Raw genomic sequence first — 17,357 nt, 5'->3', positions numbered from 1 at the left:
TCCGCTGTGGACGGCCGCTTCCGGCCGGAGGAGGCCCGCGTGCCCGCAGACGACCACCGCGCAGAACCACCGGGAACCCCGTTCGCCGTCCGCTGGGCCGAACTCGCGGACGCTGACCCGGACCGTCCCGCGTTGACCTGCGAGGGCACCACCCTGACCCGGCGCGAGCTGGAGCACCGGAGCAACCGGCTGGCCCGGGAGCTGGCCGGGCGCGGGCTCGGACGCGGGGATTTCGCCTGCATCGTGCTGCCCAACGGGATCGGTTTCGCGCTCGCCGAACTGGCCGCCTGGAAGGTGGGGGCGATCCCGCAGCCGCTGAGCCCGAAACTGCCTCCGGGCGAGCTGGCCGAGATCGTGGCGCTGACCGACCCGGCCGTGCTGATCGGCGACGTGGAACCGGTCGTCTCCGGTCACCGACCGGTGCTGCCCGCGCGGTTCACCCCGCCCGAGGAGCAGGACCCGGGCCCGCTGCCGCCCGCGGTCTCGCCGTCGTGGAAGGCGCCGGTCTCCGGTGGCAGCACCGGGCGGCCGAAGGTCATCGTGGCGGGACGGCCCGCGCTGGTGGAGGAGGTCGAGGCTTCCGCCGACGCGTTCGGCATCGAACCGGACGGGGTGGCCCTGGTGCCGTCGCCGCTCTCGCACAACGGGCCGAACATGGCGGTGGCGCTGGGCCTGCTGCGCGGCAACCACGTGGTGCTGATGCGCCGCTGGGACGCCGCCGAGGCGCTGCGGCTGATCGACGAGCACCGGGTGAGCTGGCTGTACGCGGTGTCGACCATCCTGCACCGGATCGCCAAGCTGCCCGAGGGGACCCGGGCGGCGGCCGAGCTGTCGTCGCTGCGCACCGTCTTCCACACCGCCGCGCCGGTGCCGGTGTGGCTGAAGCGGGCGTGGATCGACTGGGTCGGACCCGTGCTGCGCGAGCTCTACGCCGGGACGGAGGCGCAGGCCTCGACGCTCATCACCGCCGAGGAGTGGCTGGCGCGCCCCGGATCGGTGGGCCGGGTGCAGCGCGGGCGGATGCAGGTCCGCGACGAGGCCGGGCACGTCCTGCCGCCCGGACGGGAGGGCAAGGTTTGGATGCGCCCCGATCCGGGCGTCGAGCCGACCTACCACTTGCTCGGCGCCGAGCCGGAGTCCGATGCGGCCGGGTGGGAGACCCTCGGCGACATCGGTTGGTTCGACGAGGACGGCTACCTCTACCTCGGCGACCGGGAGGCGGACATGATCCTGGTCGGCGGCGCCAACGTCTACCCGACCGAGATCGAGGCCGCGCTCGGCCTGCACGAGTCGGTGCTGGACAGCTGCGTGATCGGACTGCCCGACGAGGACCTCGGCAACGCACCGCACGCGATCGTGCACCCGCGCGGACCGGTGACCGAGGAAGCGCTGCTGTCCCACCTGCGCGGCCACGTCGCGGCCTACCGGATGCCGCGCAGCGTCGAATTCGTCGGCACCCCGCTGCGCGACGAGGCGGGCAAGGTCCGCCGCTCCCGGCTCCGCGCCGAACGCCTGCCCTGACCGGCGAAGGGCCGGCAACGGCTCAGGACAACGACCGCAGCACGTGCTCGCAGTCGTCGATGATCTCCCGCGCGATGTCCTCGGCCGGTCGCAGCCGCCGGAAGCCGCCGACGACCTGGCCGACGTAGAACGACTCCAGCTCCCGAGCCCCGGCGTGCCCGGCTCCGGCGGCGGCGTCGATCCGCCGCCACGCCTCGTTGACCAGCACCGGTTGCAGCGGCATCGGCAGCGCGGCCGGTCCGGCGGCCCACTCGTCGTGCCAGGCGCTGCGCAACTGCCGCGCGGGCTTGCCGGTGCGGGTCGGCGAGCGCAGGGTGTCGCCGCTGCCCGCCGCGAGGAACTTCTCCTTGACCACCGGCGAGGTGATGTCCTCGTGGCTGGACAGCCACACCGAGCCGCACCACACCCCGGCGGCGCCGAGCGCCAGCGAGGCCGCCATCTGCCGCCCGGAGGCGATCCCGCCCGCGGCCAGCACCGGGACGTCCCCGGCGAGGTCGACGACCTCGGGCACCAGCACCATGGTGGCGATCGTGCCGGTGTGCCCACCGGCCTCGGTGCCCTGCGCCACCAGCAGATCGACGCCGAGGTCGAGCTGCCTGCGGGCGTGCTCCGGTGCGCCGACCAGCGAGGCGACCACGACGCCTGCGGACTTGCCCCGCTCGACCAGCCCCGGCGGCGGCGTGCCCAGCGCGTTGGCGACCAGCGAGATGCTGTGCGAGAAGGCCACGTCGAGCAGCGGCTGCACGATCTCGGCCCCCACGCTGGCCGCGAAGCGGTCCCCGCCCAGCGCCGAGCGGTCGATCGGTTCGAGGTCGTAGCGCTCCAGCAGCCCGTTGAGGAACGCGTAGTGCTCGTCGGGGATCCGAGCGCGCAGGCTCGCGATGTCCTCGTGCGGGTCGGATCCGGCGATGCGCCCCGGGACCAGCACGTCGATGCCGTACGGCTTGCCCCCGACCTGCTCCTCGATCCAGGTGAGCTGGACGTCGAGCTCCTCGGGCGTGTAGCCGGTGGCGGCCAGCACGCCGAACCCGCCGGCGTTGGTGACGGCGGCGACCACGCCCGGGGACCGGTTGAACCCGACCAGGGGGTGCCGCACGCCCAGCATTTCGGTGACAGCGGTGCGCATCGCGCGCTCCTCCCCGTCCGCGGTCCCGTCGCCGTCCCGGGACCTCCGGGCATGATGGCCGATCGACGAGCCGCCGCACCACCACGCACGCACCGCCCGGCCGCGCAAGCCGCCACCCGGGTGGCATCCATACGGGGTTCACTGTGGACGGACGATCGCGCGGATTTCCGTCCACTGGGCGGGATCAACGCAGGTGGCGTATTGCGACGCGGGGTGAACAAGTGTTTACTCCAGGTCCGGAACACATCCGCAGCCCAGCCCGAGGAGCCCGAGTGCGCACCGCGCTGCACATTTCCGGCCCACCCCTGCGGCGTTCGCGCACCGTCATCGGCGTGCTCGCGTCGTGCGGTATCGCGGTGTCGCTGATGCAGACCCTGGTCGTCCCGCTGCTCCCGGAGTTCCCCCGGCTGCTGGACACGACGCCGGGCAACGCGGCCTGGCTGGTGACCGCGGCGCTGATCTCCGGCGCGGTGTTCAGCCCGGTGCTGGGGCGGCTCGGCGACATGTACGGCAAGCGCCGGATGCTGCTGGTGGCGCTCGGGCTCATGGCGCTGGGCAGCGCGATCGGCGCGGTCACCGACGACTTCGCCGCCGTGCTCGTCGGCCGGGTGCTGCAGGGCACCGCCGTCGGGGTCGTACCGCTGGGCATCAGCATCATGCGGGACCTGCTGCCCGAGGACAAGGTGGCCTCCGGCGTCGCGCTGATGAGCGCCACCCTCGGCATCGGCGGGGCGATCGGGCTGCCGATCACCGGAGTGGTCGCCCAGCACCTGAGCTGGCACTGGCTGTTCGCCGGAGCGGTGGCGTTCGCGCTGCTGGAGATGCTGCTGGTGCGGCGGATCGTGCCGGAGTCCGCGCTGCGCACCGGCGGGCGGTTCGACCTGCTCGGCGCCGTGGGCCTCAGCGCCGCGCTGACCTGCCTGCTGCTGGCGACCTCGAAGGGCAACGACTGGGGCTGGTCCAGCGCCCTCGTGCTGGGCCTGTTCGGCGGCGCGGCCGTGCTCTTCGCGGCGTGGGGCTGGTACGAGCTGCGCACGCCCGCCCCGCTGGTGAACCTGCGGGTGTCGGCGCGACCCGTGGTGCTGCTGACCAACATCAACTCGGTGCTGGTCGGGATGGCGATGTTCGCCGGTTTCCTGGTCGGCGCCCAGCTCATGCAGGCGCCGGAGGCCACCGGCTACGGCTTCGGCATGTCGCTGGTGCTCTCCGGGGTCGTGCTGCTGCCGATCGGCTCGGCGATGGGGGTGTTCTCCCCGCTGTCGGCCCGGATCACCCGCCGGTGGGGTCCGCGCACCACGCTGATCACCGGCAGCCTGGTGCTGGTGGCGGGACACCTGGCGAGTTCGGCGCTGCACGGCCCGCTGCCGGTGGTGGTGGGCGGGCTGACGGTGGTCGCCATCGGTGGCGCGCTGGTCTACGGGGCGTTGCCCACCACGATCATGCGGGCGGTGCCCTCGACCGAGACCGCCGCGGCCAACAGCCTGAACACCCTCGCCCGCTCGATCGGCACCTCCGGGTGCAGCGCCGTCGTGGCCGCGCTGACGACCGGATCGGTGGTCCACGTCGCCGGGGTCGAATACCCCTCCGGTGCCGCCTACTCCGCCGTCTTCCTGGTCGCGGGCGGGGCCGCGGCGCTGGCCGTGCTGCTCGCCGCGCTCACCCCGGCGCTGCCCGCGCCCGGCAGCACGACCGCGTCCGATACCGCCGCCGAACCGGTCCGGTCGCGCTAGCCTGGTGCCCATGCCCACGGTCGGCGATCAGCGGCGCGCCACCTGCGCCACCCGCGACGCACTGCTCCGGGCCGCCCGCAGGCGCTTCTCGCTGCACGGCTACGCCGACGTGACCCTGCGCGACATCGCGGCCGATGCCGAGGTCAGCGCCGCGCTGGTGGTCAAGTACTTCGGCAGCAAGGAGAACCTGTTCGCCGAAGCGTCCGGCTTCGAGCAGGACGCGGCCCGGCTGCTGGACTGCCCGCTGCCGGAGCTCGGCGAACACTTGGTCCGGACGCTGCTGGACTACCACGACCGCACCCAGGGCGATCCGCTGCTGCGCGCCCTGTTCACCTCCGCTCGCCCCGCCGGTGCCCAGTTCCGCACCAACTTCGAGCACCAGCTCGTCGAACGCCTGGCCCAGCGGCTGACCGGCCCGGACGCCCGGCTGCGCGCCGAGCTGGTCTGCTCGCACCTGCTCGGTCTCAGCGCCGCGCGGCTCGTGCTGCGCACCGGAGCGATCAGCGCCGAGCCGCGCGATCGACTCGTCGCCTTCACCGCACCGCTGCTGCAGCGCTGGCTCGACGGCCGCTGACCCGGCGCGCCCGGATCGGCCCCGTCAGTCGGTGAGCACGTCCGGCAGCGGGCGCTTCCCGCTGCGCGGCACGCCGTCCGCGGCCGGATACCCCAGCCGCAGCACCAGGTGCGGTTCGCCGGACATCCCCAGCGCCGCACGCACCCCGGAGCGGACCTCCGGCAACCGCAGCGGTTGGGTCATCACCGACCCGACCAGGCCGAGCCGGGTGGCCTCCACCCAGGCGCGTTCGGCCGACTCCCCGACCTGGAGCTGCTCGCGCGGGCCGTCTCCCCCGGCGCCGAAGACCAGGACCAGTTCCGCGGACAGCCGCTCGGCCAGGCGGTGCTCGTCGGGCACCCGGGCCGCCGGTCCGGCGAGCCCCGCGGCGGGCGCTCCGGAGGCGGCCAGCGCCCCCGGAGCCAGTCCCGCGTCCCGGGAGCGCCCGGTCCACTCCGCCAGCTCCCGCTGGTAGCCCGCGTCGTCGCGGTGCACCCGGGCGGCGTAGCCGAGCAGCTCCGCGACCTCCCGGGCGGTTTCCCGGCCTTCCAACCAGGCCACCGGGGCGGTCGCCGCGGCCAGCACGGCGGTGCGGGTCAGCGCGGGCACCGGCCGCGCGGCGAACGCCCGCCGGTGGCTGGACCGGCGGGCCAGCGCGCGCAGCCGCTCCCGGTCCAGCGGGGTGACGGGCTGGCGCCCCCGGGCGGTGACCGTCGCGGTGCTCGCCGCCGACGGGCGCCACCGGATCTCCGGCGACCAGCCCAGCGCCCGGACCGCGATCGCGAGGTTGGCCACCGCCGCCCCGCAGGAGAGCCGGGCGTCGCGGCCGTGCGGATCGTGCTCCCGCAGCGGTGCCTCGTCGCGCTGCTCCAGGACCGCGCGGCGGCCCTCGACCCGCAGCGACCACGGCTGGGTGTTGTGCACCGAGGGCGCCCGGCTCACCGCATCGGCGAGCACCGCCGTCTCCTCGGCCGACCAGCTCGCGTCCTCGCCCGGCCCCGGGAACCGGTGCCGGGCAGCGGTGTGCCACGCCATCGTTCGTCGACCTCCCGTGCGGCGGATGTCCCAGCGCCACGGTGCCGGGCGGCCACCGCGCGGGCCAGGGGCGGAAGACCCGGCCGGAATCGCCGAGCGGCCGCGGCGGCGGCACCCTTCCACTAGGCGCGGCCGGGCCGGTGGACGCGGTCCGGCCGGCGAAGACCGGACCGGCACTGGCGGGGTGATCGCCTCAGCGGCGAAGCTGGACCACCGAGACCGCAGAGGAGGACCGAACGAATGACGACAGCACCGCACGGCACCGCGCTGTGGCACCCGTTCGCGGACATGTCCGAGGTCAAGGCCGAGCAGTTCTGCGTGACGAGGGCGGAGGGCGTCTGGATCTACGACGACCGGGGGCGGCGCTACCTCGACGGCACCGCGAGCCTCTGGTACGCCAACGCCGGGCACGGGCGCACCGAGATCATCGAGGCCGCCGCCGCGCAGATGCGCGAGCTGGCGGCGTACTCGGTGTTCAACGACTTCACCAATCCCCGGGCCGAGGAGCTCGCCACCCGGCTGGCCGGACTCGCCCCGGTGGACGACGCGAAGATCTTCCTCACCACCGGTGGCGGTGAGGCGATCGACACCGCGGCCAAGCTCGCCCGGCTGTACTGGGCGCGACGGGGGCATCCGGAGCGCACCCACATCCTCAGCCGCGGGTCGGCCTACCACGGCACCAACGGCCTGGGCACCGGCATCGGCGGCATCGAGGCCAACCGCACCGGCTTCGGCGCACTGCTGCCCGACGCGGTGCGGGTGGCCCGCGACGACGCCGACGCCCTGCGCGAGACCGTCGAACGGCTCGGCGCCGAGCGCGTCGCTGCCTTCTTCGCCGAGCCCGTGCTGGGCGCGGGCGGCCTGCACCCGCCGGAGCCGGGCTACCTGGAAGCGGTGGCCAAGATCTGCGCCGAGCACGACGTCCTGTTCGTCGCCGATTCGGTGATCTGCGGCTTCGGCCGGGTCGGTACCTGGTTCGGCGTGGAGCGGTGGGGCCTGCGCCCCGACATGATCACCTTCGCCAAGGGTGTGACCAGCGGTTATCTCCCGCTCGGCGGGGTGGTCGTCGGCGATCGGGTGGCCGAACCGTTCTGGCGCGGCACCGGCGGCGCGTTCCGGCACGGCGCGACCTACTCCGGGCACCCGACGGTCGCCGCCGCCGCGCTGGCCAACCTCGACGTCCTGGAGCGGGAGTCGCTGCTGCGGCGGGCCGACGAGCTGGAAGGACCGCTGCACGAGGCGCTGCGCTCGCTGGCCGGGCACCCGGCCGTCGGCGAGGTCCGCGGCGGCACCGGGCTGCTGGGGGCCGTCGAACTGGCCCCCGACCTGCTGGCCGAGGACCCGGGCGCGGTGCCGCGCGCGCAGCGCGCCGTCCGGGACCGCGGGGTGGTGGTGCGCCCGCTGGGCACGGCGCTTGCGGTCTCCCCGCCGCTGACCATCACCGAGTCCGAGATCGGCCTGATCACCGACGCCCTCCGGGAGGGCCTGGACGCGATGCTGCGCTGACCGCGACCGCAAGCGGCATCCGGGCCCGCCGGCCCGGATGCCGCTCGGCGCGCAACGGCGCCCCTGTTGAGGTGGACGGCGGACCACTTGGCAAGATACGACTTCCGGGTGATCCACACGCGCAGGCGGACGGAGGACAGAGCCAGGTGAACACCCCAACCGCACAGGTCGACGACCTACGGCTGATCGCACTCCCGAGCGCGGTGAACTGCACCGAGCTGTTCGTGCGGTTCTCGCTCACGGAATGGTCCCTGCGGTCGATGATCGACGAGGCGTGCACGCTCGCCGCCCAGTTCGTCACCGCCGCCGTCGACAGCGCCGACCAGGAATCGCCCGGTTTCATCACGGTCCGGCTGCGGCTGTCCGGCGAATCGCTGGTCGTCGAGGTCGAGGACGAGAGCGCCACCGAAGCCCCCGCCGTCTCGCCGAACCTGGCCAACGGCCGCTGCGACTCCACCGCGCTCAGCGGCGGCGGCTCCCTGGTGTGGTGCGAGCTGCCGCTGCCCGGTGGGGTGTCGGCCGATTCGGTGCCGCTGCCGCGCCGCTCGCCCAAGCGCTCCGCGCCCGCCGAAGGAGCCGCCGAGGTCACCGCCGAGATCGATCCCGAGGTGATCAAGCGGCTGCTGACCGGGCTCAACCGCGGCGTCGGGGACTGATCGCCGGACGTTTCAACCAGCGCCGCACCGGGCATGTCCGGTGCATGGACGACTTGAGCTTCCGCACCGATCTGGCCCAGCAACTCCGCGTGGACTCCGTGCGGGCCAGCGACGCCGCCGGCTCCGGTCACCCGACGTCGTCGATGTCGGCGGCCGACCTGCTGGCCGCGCTGCTCGACGGCCACCTCCGGCTGGACTTCGGCAAGCCGGACGACCCGCGCAACGATCACCTGATCTTCTCCAAGGGGCACGCCTCGCCCCTGTACTACTCGGTGCTCAAGGCGGCAGGCGCCATCGATGACGAGGAGCTGCTGACCTTCCGCAAGTTCGGCAGCAGGCTCGAAGGCCATCCCACACCCCGGGTGCCGTGGACGGACGTGGCCACCGGCTCGCTCGGGCAGGGGCTGCCCATCGGCGTGGGCGTCGCGCTCGCCGCCCGCGACCTCGACCGGCTGCGCAACCGGGTCTGGGTGCTCTGCGGCGACAGCGAGATGACCGAGGGATCGGTCTGGGAGGCCCTGGAGCACGCCGGGCACGCCGGGCTGGACAACCTGGTGGCGCTGGTCGACGTCAACCGCCTCGGCCAGACCGGCGAGACCATGCACGGCTGGGACCTGGAGGTCTACTCCGCCCGGTTCCACGCCGCGGGCTGGCGGACGCTGCTCGTCGACGGCCACGAGCCGGAGCAGATCGAGACGGCGATGCAGGAGGCCACCACCCCGGACGGGCGGCCGGTGGCGATCCTGGCGGCCACCAAGAAGGGCAAGGGCGTGGCCGCGGTCGAGGACCAGCCGGGCAAGCACGGCAAACCGCTGCCCGACGCCGCCGAGGCCATCGAGGAGCTCGGCGGGGCCCGCGACCTGCGCGTCGAGGTCGCCAAACCCACCGAGGACGCCGTGCCGCACACCTTCTCGGCCACCGGGGGCGCCGCACCGGAGTTCGAGCTCGGCAGCGAGGTCGCCACCCGCAAGGCCTACGGCCAGGCGCTGACCGCGCTGGGCGGCCGGCGCGGCGACGTGGTGGCGCTGGACGGCGAGGTGTCCAACTCGACGTTCTCCGAGGTGTTCCGCGAGGCGCACCCGGAGCGCTACTTCGAGATGTACATCGCCGAGCAGCAGATGCTGGCCACCGCCGTGGGCATGCAGGTCCGGGGGTGGACGCCGTTCGCCTCGACCTTCGCGGCGTTCCTCAGCCGCGCCTACGACTTCGTCCGGATGGCCGCCGTCAGCCGGGCGACCCTGAACCTGATGGGCTCGCACGCGGGCGTCGCCATCGGCGAGGACGGCCCGTCGCAGATGGGTCTGGAGGACCTCGCCGCGTTCCGCGCCGTGCACGGCAGCACGGTGCTCTACCCCAGCGACGCCAACCAGACGGTGCGGCTGGTGGAGCTGATGGCCGAGCAGGAGGGGATCAGCTACCTGCGCACCAGCCGGGGCGCCCTGCCGGTGCTCTACGCCCCGGACGACGCCGACTTCCGCATCGGCGGCTCCCGGACGCTGCGCGAGGGCGACGACATCACGCTGATCGGGGCCGGGGTGACGCTGCACGAGGCGCTGCGCGCCGCCGAGCAGCTCTCGGTCGCCGGCATCCAGGCCCGGGTCATCGACCTGTACTCGATCAAACCGGTGGACGTGGACGCGGTGCGCGGTGCGGCCGTCGAGACGCAGGCCATCATCACCGCCGAGGACCACTGGCCCGAGGGCGGTCTCGGCGAGGCGGTGCTCAGCGCGCTGGCCGGGTCCGGCATCGCCACCCCGGTGCGCCAGCTCGCGGTGCGCGAGATGCCGGGATCCGGCTCCCCCGCCCAGCTCCTGCACCAGGCGGGGATCGATGCCGAGGCCATCGCCGGCGCGGCCCGCAAGGTGCTGGGCCGATGAGCCGCCCAGCAGCAACAGGCCCGGCGCACGGCTCGTGCGCCGGGCCAAAGCACGGAGGAGGATGCGATGTCGTCGGGACCCGAGCACGGTGAACTGCTGCCCTACCTCGCGCACGTCCGATTCCCCGCCGACGCGCAGCAGATCCGCAGGCTCTGCGAGGAGCAGGGCGCGCCCGCGGAATGCCTCCGGCGGCTGGAGGACCTGCCGGCGGGCGTGTACGTGGAGCCGGACACGGTGCTGCAGGCGCTGCGCTGAGCGCGGCGCCTGCCCGCCGGCGTGGCCGCGCTAGCCGGGTGCCGATCCGCGTCGGTTCCGCCTGGCCTGCGCGCAGCACAGCGCGCCGCCCAGCAGGGTGGCCACCGCCAGCACCACGGCGCTCACCATCAGGCCGCTCAGCAGGCACATCACCGCGAGCACCGCGAGCAGCGCCAGGGCCAGACCGGCCAGCGCGTGGCGCAGGCCGCGCCAGCGCGGCCCGGGATCGAACCGTTCGAACTGCTCCGCGAGTCGCGGATCGGCTCCGACGAGACCGGCTTCGATCTCGGCCAACCTGTCCCGCTCGTGTCTGCTCAACATGGCGAGCTCCTAGCGACGTGTGGTCCGACACCAAGGAAGTACCCGCTCCCCGTCGCCCCCAATACCGGGAGTTTTTCCCAGCGTGCCATGGGAAGGCCGGTCACCGCGTGCGGCGAGCCGGGTGAATTCCCGTCACTCCGGGCGACGGCCCGGCGCCCGGCGAACACGGTGCGTCGCCGCGGCCTCCGGACGACCGCACGGGGCGGGACGGGCGTCAGGCCGGCGCGTAGTGCCGCACCCCGTCGATCTCCTCGGCGCGCAACCGCCCCTGGAGCACCAGCACGTCGAGGTGCGCCTTGGTTTCGAGCACCGCGAGCATCTGGTTGTAGGGGTCCAGGTCGTCGAGGGCGCGTTCGCGGCGGGTCCAGGTCAGGCCCCGGGCCGCCGCGTAGGCGGTGTCGGCGCCGCGCTCGACGACGCCGGCGCTGACGGCCAGCCGGCCGTCGTGGTGGTCGAGCAGCTCGTCGACCCGGGCGTGCACGCTGCCGGTCACCGGCCCGTGCGCGGGCAGCAGCCGCATGTCCGGCAGCGCCCGGACCAGCCGCAGCGAGTCCAGGTAGTCGCGCAGCGGCAGCGGGCCGGGCGCCTGCTCGAAGCCGATGGACGGGGTGATGTGCGGCAGCACGTGGTCCCCGGCGAACATCAGCCCGTGGGCCTCGTCGAGGAAGACCAGGTGCCCCCTGGTGTGGCCCGGGGTCGCCAGGGCCCGCAACGGCCGGTCGGGCAGCCCCACGTCGGTGGTCTCCCCGATCCACTCGTCGGGTTCCTCCCAGGAGTGCCCGGCGCGAGGGCCCCCGCTCGCGGCCCGCACCGCCTCCAGCACCGGTTTCGCACCGCATTCGGCGAGCAGGGCGAGCTGGGCGCGGTTGGACCGGTGCTCGGGGTCCCGCAAGGCGCGGAGGGTGGCCCGTTCGCCCTCGCCGAGGCGCACCGCCGAGCCGTACTCGCGGCGCACCGCGACGGCCTGCGTGTAGTGGTCGCGGTGGGCGTGGGTGACCAGGAACTGCCGGATGTCGCCGAGCCCGGCGCCGAGGGTGCGCAGGGCGCGGTCGAGCCGGTCGCGCGATTCCTCCAGCGCCCATCCGCCGTCGACCAGGGTGAGCGCGTCGCCATCGGCGATCGCGTAGACGTTCACCGCGCGCAAGCCGTCGTTGGGCAGCGGCAGCGGGATCCGGTGCACCCCGGCAGCGACCTCGAACGCGCCGGGCTCCATCCACTCGTGCCGCGAGCCGTCCATCGAACCCCACCTCCACGTGCGCCGTTCATCAGGACCGCTTCCAGAATGAGCTGCGTAGCGGTGCGGGTAGCGGAACCTCGGCGGCCTCCTCGCTCCGGGATCCGCTCCTGATGTACCCACTTCGTACACGGCGTCGCGGCGGTCCTCGCGAGAAGACCGCCGAGAACCCGCGGCGGTGCAAGCTGCGTGCCCACCGCATGCGGCTCCGCCGCATTCTGAAAGGACACATCAGGAGTACCACACGCATACCGACCGGTCCGCACGTGATCGATGAAGTCCGCCGCCGCAGTGGCGCGCATCACCCCGAACCCCTCCCGCGTTCGTCCACAGTGGACTAAAAAAGGTGTTGACCTCCGCGCGGCGACCGCTCTAAGGTCACCGCGCCGGACATCAGACGTCTGATGGGAGAGGCGATGTCGCTGCCCGACGCGCTCGCCGAGCGCCTGCTCGCCTCGATCATCGACGGGAGCTGCCCGCCGGGTTCGGCGCTGCCCGCCGAAGCCGAGCTGGCCGAGCGGTTCGCGGTGAGCAGGCTGACGGTGCGCGAAGCGGTCACCGCGCTGCGGGTGCAGGGCGTCGTCCGCATCGAGCGCGGGCGCGGCACCTACGTCAACCCGCCGGACCGGTGGACCGCGCTGGACCCGATGATCCGCGCGGCCACCGCCGCCCGGCCCAGCGGGATCGTCTCGGAGAGCCTCATCGACGCCCGGCGGCTGCTGGAGACCGGCGCCGCCGAACTCGCCGCCGCGCACCGGACCGAACACCACCTGCGGCGGTTGCGCGAGTCGCTGCGCCGGATGCGCGAGGCCGACGCGGCCGCCGACGTCGCGGCGTTCGTGGCCGCCGACATCGACTTCCACGGCACCATCATGCTGGCCACCGGCAACGCCTTCATCCCGCTGATGTTCGAGCCGTTCGAGCGGCTGCTCGTCGACGGCCGCCGGGAGACCTCCGCGGTGCCGGAGATCCGCGCGCACGCCCTCGCCGAGCACGGCAAGGTCCTGCGCGCGCTGGAGGACGCCGACCCCGGCGCCGCGCGCAGCGCGATGCACGACCACCTCGACCAGACCGCGACCGACCTGCGCACCCACGTCCTCGGGGTGCGCGGCGCGACACCGGAGGCGCCGATGCCGCACGGACCGATGCCGCTGGAGGAGCTGATGGCGGGGCTCCCGCCGGTCCGCGAGACCGCTCCCGCCGCGATCGCCGAACAGCTCGCCGGCGGACCCCGCCTGGTGCTGCTGGACGACGACCCGACCGGAACCCAGGCGGTGTCCGGCATCCCGGTGCTCACCAGCTGGGCCGCCGAGGACCTGCGGTGGGCGCTGCGGCAACCGGGTGGCGCGTTCTTCGTGCTCACCAACACCCGCAGCCTGTCCGCCGCCGACGCGGTGGCCCGCAACCGCGACGTGGTCGACGCGCTGGCGGCCGCCGCGGCGGCCGAGGACGTCGACTTCGTGCTGGCCAGCCGCAGCGATTCGACGCTGCGCGGGCACTACCCGGCCGAGACCGACGGGCTCGCCGCCGCGCTGGCCGAGCACGGCCGCCCGGTGGACGCCGCGGTGATCGTGCCCGCCTTCCCGGACGCCGGCCGGGTCACGCTCGGCTCGGTGCACTGGGCCCGGACCGCGGCGGGGATGCTCCCGGCCGGGCGCACCGAGTTCGCCGCCGACGCGTCGTTCGGCTACCGCAGCTCGGACCTGCGCGCCTGGGTCGAGGAGAAGACCGGCGGCCGGATCGCCGCCGCCGACGTGCGGTCGATCGACGTGCACGACCTGCGCACCGGCGGGCCGGAACGGGTCGCCGAGGTGCTGCGCGGGTCGCGCGACCAGCAGCCGGTGGTGGTCGACGCCGCCTGCGACGACGACCTGCGGGTGCTGGCCCTCGGCGCCCTGGCGGCGGAATCGGCGGGCACCCGGCTGCTGTACCGGTGCGGGCCCGGATTCGTCCGCGCCCGCACCGGGCAAGCACCCAGCGCCCCGCTGGACGCGGCGACCCTGGCGCGCTACCCCGCCGGGCACGGTCTGATCGCGGTGGGCTCGCACGTCGGCCTGACCACCCGCCAGCTCGACGAACTCCGCGCGGCGCACCACCCCGCCGAGTTCGAGCTGGACGTGCCGACGTTGCTGGACCCGGCCGCGGGTGCCGAGCACCTCTCCGACGTCGCCGCCCGCGCCGCCGCCGCGCTGGCGGACTCCGACGTGGTGCTGCGGACCAGCCGCACCCTGGTGACCGGCGCGGACGCCGACGACAGCCTCGCCATCGCCCGCACCGTCTCGGCCGCCCTGGTGCGCGCCGTCGGCGAAGCGGTGCGCGCGCGCCGCCCCGCGTTCGTCGTGGCCAAGGGCGGCATCACCTCGAGCGACATCGCCACGGGTGGCCTCGACGTCCGCCGCGCCATCGCCCGGGGCACCCTGCTGCCCGGCATGGTGTCGCTCTGGGAACCGGTCGCCGGGGAGTTCGCGGGCGTGCCGTACGTGGTGTTCCCCGGCAACGTCGGCGACGAACGCGCGCTCGCCGACGTGGTCACCGCCCTGCACCGCTGATCCCCGCACCGATCGACGAGGAGCTGCCATGCCCGAAACCACCCAGCAGGTCGCGGTGATCGGCCTCGGCGCGATGGGGCTGCCGATGGCCGGCCGCCTGGCGCCGGAGTTCCCGGTCTCGGCGTTCGACGTCGCCGAGCAGCGGCGCGAGGCCGCCGCGGCGCAGGGGGCCGTCCCCGCCGCGACACCCGCCGAGGCGGCCGAGGGGGCCGACGTGCTGCTGCTGGCGGTGCGCGACCAGGAACAGGCCGAAGCCGCGCTGTTCGGCCCCGACGGCGCCGCGAACACCCTGCCGCCCGGGGCGGCCGTGGTGCTCACCAGCACCGTGGGCCCGCCCGGGGCGCGCGCGCTGGCCGCGGCGCTGCCGCGGCAGCGGTTCGTCGACGCCCCGGTCAGCGGCGGGCCGCTGCGCGCGGGCAAGGGTGACCTGCTCATCGTGGTCGGCGCCGACGACGCGGCACTGGCGGCGGCCCGACCGGTGCTCGACCGGCTGGCCGGGACGCTGACCGTGATCGGACCGCGCCCCGGCGACGGGCAGGCGCTCAAGGCGATCAACCAGCTGCTCGCCGGGGTGCACATCGCGGCGGCGGCCGAGGCCGTGGCGCTGGCCCGGGGCATCGGCCTGGACCCGTCGGTCGTGGTGGAAGCGCTGAGCCAGGGCGCGGCGAGCTCATTCATGCTCGCCGATCGCGGCCCCCGGATGCTGGACGCCTACGCCGACGGCGCGGAGGTCCGCTCCCGCCTGGACATCTTCGTCAAGGACATGGGCATCGTCACCGACCTGGCCCGCGACGCCCACGTCCCGACACCGCTGGCCGGTGCGGCGCAGCAGCTCTACCTGCTCGGCGAACGCGCGGGCTTGGCCGCGGCCGACGATTCCAGCGTCGTCACGGTGCTCTCGCCCAAGGACGAACCGTCCGGCGAGGACCGCTCCCCGACCGCCTGAGCCACCGCGGGCCAGCGCCGCCGCGCGGACCACCGGTGGGCGCAGCCCTCAGAAGCCGAGCCGGTCGGCGAGCCGGTCCCGCGCCTGCCCCGGGGTGCCGAACAGCACCTCGGCGCTCTTGGCCCGCTTGTACAGCAGGTGCGCGTCGTCCTCCCAGGTGTAGCCGATGCCGCCCTTGAGCTGGACGCCGTCGGCCGCGGCCTGGAAGCAGGCCGGGGCGAGGTGGACCTGCGCCAGGGCCGCGGCCTCGGCGAGCCGGTCCGGATCGTGGTCGGCGGTCCACGCCGCGTACCGGACCAGCGCGGTGGCCTGCTCCCGGGTGCACAGCACGTCCGCCAGCCGGTGCTTGACCGCCTGGTAGGAACCGATCGCCCGGCCGAACTGCACCCGCGCGGTGGCGTAGTCGGTGGTGTCGGCCAGCACCCGCTCCACGACGCCGAGCTGTTCGGCGGCCAGCGACACCACCGCGAGGTCGCGCACCCGCTCCAGCACTCCGGTGGAACCGGCGCCGTCGACCGCGCGCGCCGGGGTGCCCGCGAAGTCCAGCCGCGCCATCCGGCGGGTCGGGTCCAGCCCGACCAGCGCGGTGCGCGCCAAGCCTTCGGCGCCGCCGTCGACGACGAACCAACGCGCGCCGCCGGTGGTCCCGGCGAGCACCAGCAGCACGTCGGCGAGGTCCCCCGCGAGCACCGGGGAGACCCGCCCGGTCAACGACCACCCGCCACCCCGGTGCTCGGCGGTGACGCTCGTCGCGGCACCGCCCCAGGTGCCGTCGGCACCGGCCGCGGCCACCGCGCCGATCCGCTCCCCGGTGGCCAGACCGGGCAGCAGCTCGGCGCTGACCGACTCGTCGCCGAGGGCCTGCACGGCGTCGACCGCGAGGACCGCCGAGGCGAGGTAGGGCACCGGCGCGGGCACCCGGCCCAGCTCCTGCTGCACGACGGCGCGCTCGACGTGCCCGGCACCCGCACCGCCGTGGTGCTCGCCGACCACCAGACCCGCCGCGCCGAGGTCTCCCGCGAGGCGCCGCCACAGCGCGCGGTCGTAGCCCTCGTCGCCCTCCATCGCCGCGCGCACGGCGGCGGACGGGGCGTGGTCGGCCAGCAGATCGCGGACCGAGGACCGGAGTTGTTCCTGCTCGCTGTCCAGCACCAGCCGCATGGTCGGTGCGCTCCTCTCGACTCAGCCCTGCTGTTGGGTTCCGACGCGCAGCTCGCGGAACGGCACGTCGCGGTCGACCTGCGGTTCCTTGGGCAGCCCGAGGATGCGTTCCCCGATGATGGACCGCTGGATCTGGTTGGTGCCGCCCGCGATGCTCGACGCCGGGGTCGCGTTGATCGCCAGCGCCAGCTCGGCGGCGTCCTCGTCGTCCCGGTCCCAGGCCAGCAGCCCGGGCCCGGCGATCCGCCCGGCCAGCTCCACCCCGCGCCACAGCAGCTCGGCGCCGGTCAGCTTGGCCACCGAACCGCGCGCCCCGGGCGCGACGCCCGCGTCGGCCTCTTGGCGCAGCCGGGTGTTGAACAGCTCCAGGGTCCGGCTCGCCGCGTGGTAGGCGGCGAGTTCGCGGCGGATCTCCGGGTCGCCGAGCCGCCCGGCCCGGCGGGCCAGCGCGACCAGGTTCTCCGGGTTCAGCGGCGCGTCCCGGCGGCGCGCCGAACCGCCGATGGACACGCGCTCGTGACCGAGCATCGTCACTGCGGCGGTCCAACCCGCGTCGACCTCGCCGAGCACCGCGTCGGCGGGCAGCCGCAGGTCGTCGAAGTACACCTCGTTGAACGGCGCGCGCCCGGTCATGTCCCGCAGCGGGCGCACCACCACGCCCGGGGCGCGCATGTCCACGATGAACATGGTCAGCCCGCGGTGCTTGGGCAGGTCCGGGTTCGTCCGGGCCAGCAGCGCGCCGAAGTCGGCGTGCTGCGCCCCGGAGGTCCACACCTTCTGGCCGTTGACCAGCCAGCCCTCGCCGTCGCGGACCGCGCGGGTCTGCAGGCTCGCCACGTCCGATCCGGCACCGGGCTCGGAGAACAACTGGCACCACACCTCCTCGC

General features: G+C 74.7%; 15 protein-coding genes. 9 read left to right on the top strand and 6 right to left on the bottom strand.

Going from position 1 to position 17,357, the window contains the following annotated elements; translation table 11 throughout:
- The first annotated feature begins 39 nt into the window (after nt 1–39).
- A complete protein-coding gene (locus ACQP0T_RS12840; protein WP_433873239.1) occupies nt 40–1,521 on the top strand; it encodes an AMP-binding protein in 1,482 nt (493 codons plus the stop codon).
- A 22-nt stretch (nt 1,522–1,543) separates the two neighbouring features.
- Here ACQP0T_RS12840 and ACQP0T_RS12835 read toward each other — a convergent pair whose 3' ends face one another.
- On the bottom strand, nt 1,544–2,647 hold the full coding sequence (locus ACQP0T_RS12835) for a nitronate monooxygenase (protein ID WP_433873238.1): 1,104 nt from the start codon (nt 2,645–2,647) through the stop codon (nt 1,544–1,546).
- A 272-nt stretch (nt 2,648–2,919) separates the two neighbouring features.
- Here ACQP0T_RS12835 and ACQP0T_RS12830 point away from each other — a divergent pair, with 272 nt between their 5' ends.
- Nucleotides 2,920–4,377 carry an MFS transporter gene (locus tag ACQP0T_RS12830; RefSeq protein ID WP_433873236.1) on the top strand — a complete coding sequence of 486 codons (1,458 nt, stop codon included), beginning with the start codon at nt 2,920–2,922 and terminating at the stop codon, nt 4,375–4,377.
- Between the two features lie 10 nt (nt 4,378–4,387).
- Nucleotides 4,388–4,951, top strand: coding sequence for a TetR/AcrR family transcriptional regulator (locus ACQP0T_RS12825; RefSeq protein ID WP_345366771.1), 564 nt, complete (start codon nt 4,388–4,390; stop codon nt 4,949–4,951).
- Between the two features lie 24 nt (nt 4,952–4,975).
- On the opposite strand, the gene ACQP0T_RS12820 is transcribed toward ACQP0T_RS12825, so the two are convergent.
- Complete coding sequence (locus ACQP0T_RS12820) at nt 4,976–5,965, bottom strand: Acg family FMN-binding oxidoreductase (protein ID WP_433873234.1); 990 nt, start codon at nt 5,963–5,965, stop codon at nt 4,976–4,978.
- A 240-nt stretch (nt 5,966–6,205) separates the two neighbouring features.
- Between ACQP0T_RS12820 and ACQP0T_RS12815 the strand changes: the two genes are divergently transcribed.
- The 4 genes from ACQP0T_RS12815 to ACQP0T_RS12800 all read left to right on the top strand — a co-directional run bounded on the left by ACQP0T_RS12815 (nt 6,206) and on the right by ACQP0T_RS12800 (nt 10,259).
- Complete coding sequence (locus ACQP0T_RS12815) at nt 6,206–7,471, top strand: aspartate aminotransferase family protein (RefSeq protein WP_433873233.1); 1,266 nt, start codon at nt 6,206–6,208, stop codon at nt 7,469–7,471.
- Between the two features lie 146 nt (nt 7,472–7,617).
- Entirely contained in the window at nt 7,618–8,127 is a 510-nt protein-coding gene (locus tag ACQP0T_RS12810; RefSeq protein ID WP_345366777.1) for an ATP-binding protein, read from the top strand.
- Between the two features lie 44 nt (nt 8,128–8,171).
- A complete protein-coding gene (locus ACQP0T_RS12805; protein ID WP_433873231.1) occupies nt 8,172–10,004 on the top strand; it encodes a transketolase in 1,833 nt (610 codons plus the stop codon).
- Nucleotides 10,005–10,070: 66 nt separating this feature from the next.
- Nucleotides 10,071–10,259: a DUF2795 domain-containing protein gene (locus ACQP0T_RS12800; protein WP_433873230.1), complete on the top strand. Its 189-nt coding sequence runs from the start codon at nt 10,071–10,073 to the stop codon at nt 10,257–10,259.
- 30 nt (nt 10,260–10,289) lie between these two features.
- On the opposite strand, the gene ACQP0T_RS12795 is transcribed toward ACQP0T_RS12800, so the two are convergent.
- The gene (locus tag ACQP0T_RS12795) at nt 10,290–10,580 is read right to left on the bottom strand and encodes a DUF3040 domain-containing protein (protein WP_433873229.1); all 291 of its coding nucleotides are present in this window, start codon (nt 10,578–10,580) and stop codon (nt 10,290–10,292) included.
- Nucleotides 10,581–10,794: 214 nt separating this feature from the next.
- Nucleotides 10,795–11,817 carry an MBL fold metallo-hydrolase gene (locus ACQP0T_RS12790; protein WP_433873228.1) on the bottom strand — a complete coding sequence of 341 codons (1,023 nt, stop codon included), beginning with the start codon at nt 11,815–11,817 and terminating at the stop codon, nt 10,795–10,797.
- A 413-nt stretch (nt 11,818–12,230) separates the two neighbouring features.
- On the opposite strand from ACQP0T_RS12790, the gene ACQP0T_RS12785 reads away from it, so the two are divergent.
- Both ACQP0T_RS12785 and ACQP0T_RS12780 read left to right on the top strand, forming a co-directional pair.
- Entirely contained in the window at nt 12,231–14,363 is a 2,133-nt protein-coding gene (locus tag ACQP0T_RS12785; protein WP_433873226.1) for a four-carbon acid sugar kinase family protein, read from the top strand.
- 28 nt (nt 14,364–14,391) lie between these two features.
- Nucleotides 14,392–15,309, top strand: a complete 918-nt coding sequence (locus tag ACQP0T_RS12780; RefSeq protein WP_433873225.1) for an NAD(P)-dependent oxidoreductase — start codon at nt 14,392–14,394, stop codon at nt 15,307–15,309.
- Nucleotides 15,310–15,357: 48 nt separating this feature from the next.
- On the opposite strand, the gene ACQP0T_RS12775 is transcribed toward ACQP0T_RS12780, so the two are convergent.
- Together ACQP0T_RS12775 and ACQP0T_RS12770 are read right to left on the bottom strand one after the other, a co-directional pair.
- Nucleotides 15,358–16,470, bottom strand: coding sequence for an acyl-CoA dehydrogenase family protein (locus tag ACQP0T_RS12775; RefSeq protein WP_433873223.1), 1,113 nt, complete (start codon nt 16,468–16,470; stop codon nt 15,358–15,360).
- Nucleotides 16,471–16,491: 21 nt separating this feature from the next.
- Complete coding sequence (locus ACQP0T_RS12770; RefSeq protein WP_433873703.1) at nt 16,492–17,349, bottom strand: acyl-CoA dehydrogenase family protein; 858 nt, start codon at nt 17,347–17,349, stop codon at nt 16,492–16,494.
- Nucleotides 17,350–17,357: the final 8 nt, after the last annotated feature.

It is taken from the genome of Saccharopolyspora sp. CA-218241, assembly GCF_050954615.1.
In the GTDB taxonomy this organism is placed as follows: domain Bacteria; phylum Actinomycetota; class Actinomycetes; order Mycobacteriales; family Pseudonocardiaceae; genus Saccharopolyspora; species Saccharopolyspora cebuensis.
Note: the sequence above shows the minus strand (reverse complement) of the source record. Positions and strands in the feature narration are given on the sequence as shown.

What these genes read in the sequence shown, in the direction of transcription:
- ACQP0T_RS12835 (WP_433873238.1), bottom strand. Translation starts at nt 2,647, where the DNA reads ATGCGCACCGCTGTCACCGAAATGCTGGGCGTGCGGCACCCCCTGGTC.
- ACQP0T_RS12825 (WP_345366771.1), top strand. Translation starts at nt 4,388, where the DNA reads ATGCCCACGGTCGGCGATCAGCGGCGCGCCACCTGCGCCACCCGCGAC.
- ACQP0T_RS12820 (WP_433873234.1), bottom strand. Translation starts at nt 5,965, where the DNA reads ATGGCGTGGCACACCGCTGCCCGGCACCGGTTCCCGGGGCCGGGCGAG.
- ACQP0T_RS12815 (WP_433873233.1), top strand. Translation starts at nt 6,206, where the DNA reads ATGACGACAGCACCGCACGGCACCGCGCTGTGGCACCCGTTCGCGGAC.
- ACQP0T_RS12805 (WP_433873231.1), top strand. Translation starts at nt 8,172, where the DNA reads ATGGACGACTTGAGCTTCCGCACCGATCTGGCCCAGCAACTCCGCGTG.
- ACQP0T_RS12800 (WP_433873230.1), top strand. Translation starts at nt 10,071, where the DNA reads ATGTCGTCGGGACCCGAGCACGGTGAACTGCTGCCCTACCTCGCGCAC.
- ACQP0T_RS12795 (WP_433873229.1), bottom strand. Translation starts at nt 10,580, where the DNA reads ATGTTGAGCAGACACGAGCGGGACAGGTTGGCCGAGATCGAAGCCGGT.
- ACQP0T_RS12790 (WP_433873228.1), bottom strand. Translation starts at nt 11,817, where the DNA reads ATGGACGGCTCGCGGCACGAGTGGATGGAGCCCGGCGCGTTCGAGGTC.
- ACQP0T_RS12785 (WP_433873226.1), top strand. Translation starts at nt 12,231, where the DNA reads ATGTCGCTGCCCGACGCGCTCGCCGAGCGCCTGCTCGCCTCGATCATC.
- ACQP0T_RS12780 (WP_433873225.1), top strand. Translation starts at nt 14,392, where the DNA reads ATGCCCGAAACCACCCAGCAGGTCGCGGTGATCGGCCTCGGCGCGATG.
- ACQP0T_RS12775 (WP_433873223.1), bottom strand. Translation starts at nt 16,470, where the DNA reads ATGCGGCTGGTGCTGGACAGCGAGCAGGAACAACTCCGGTCCTCGGTC.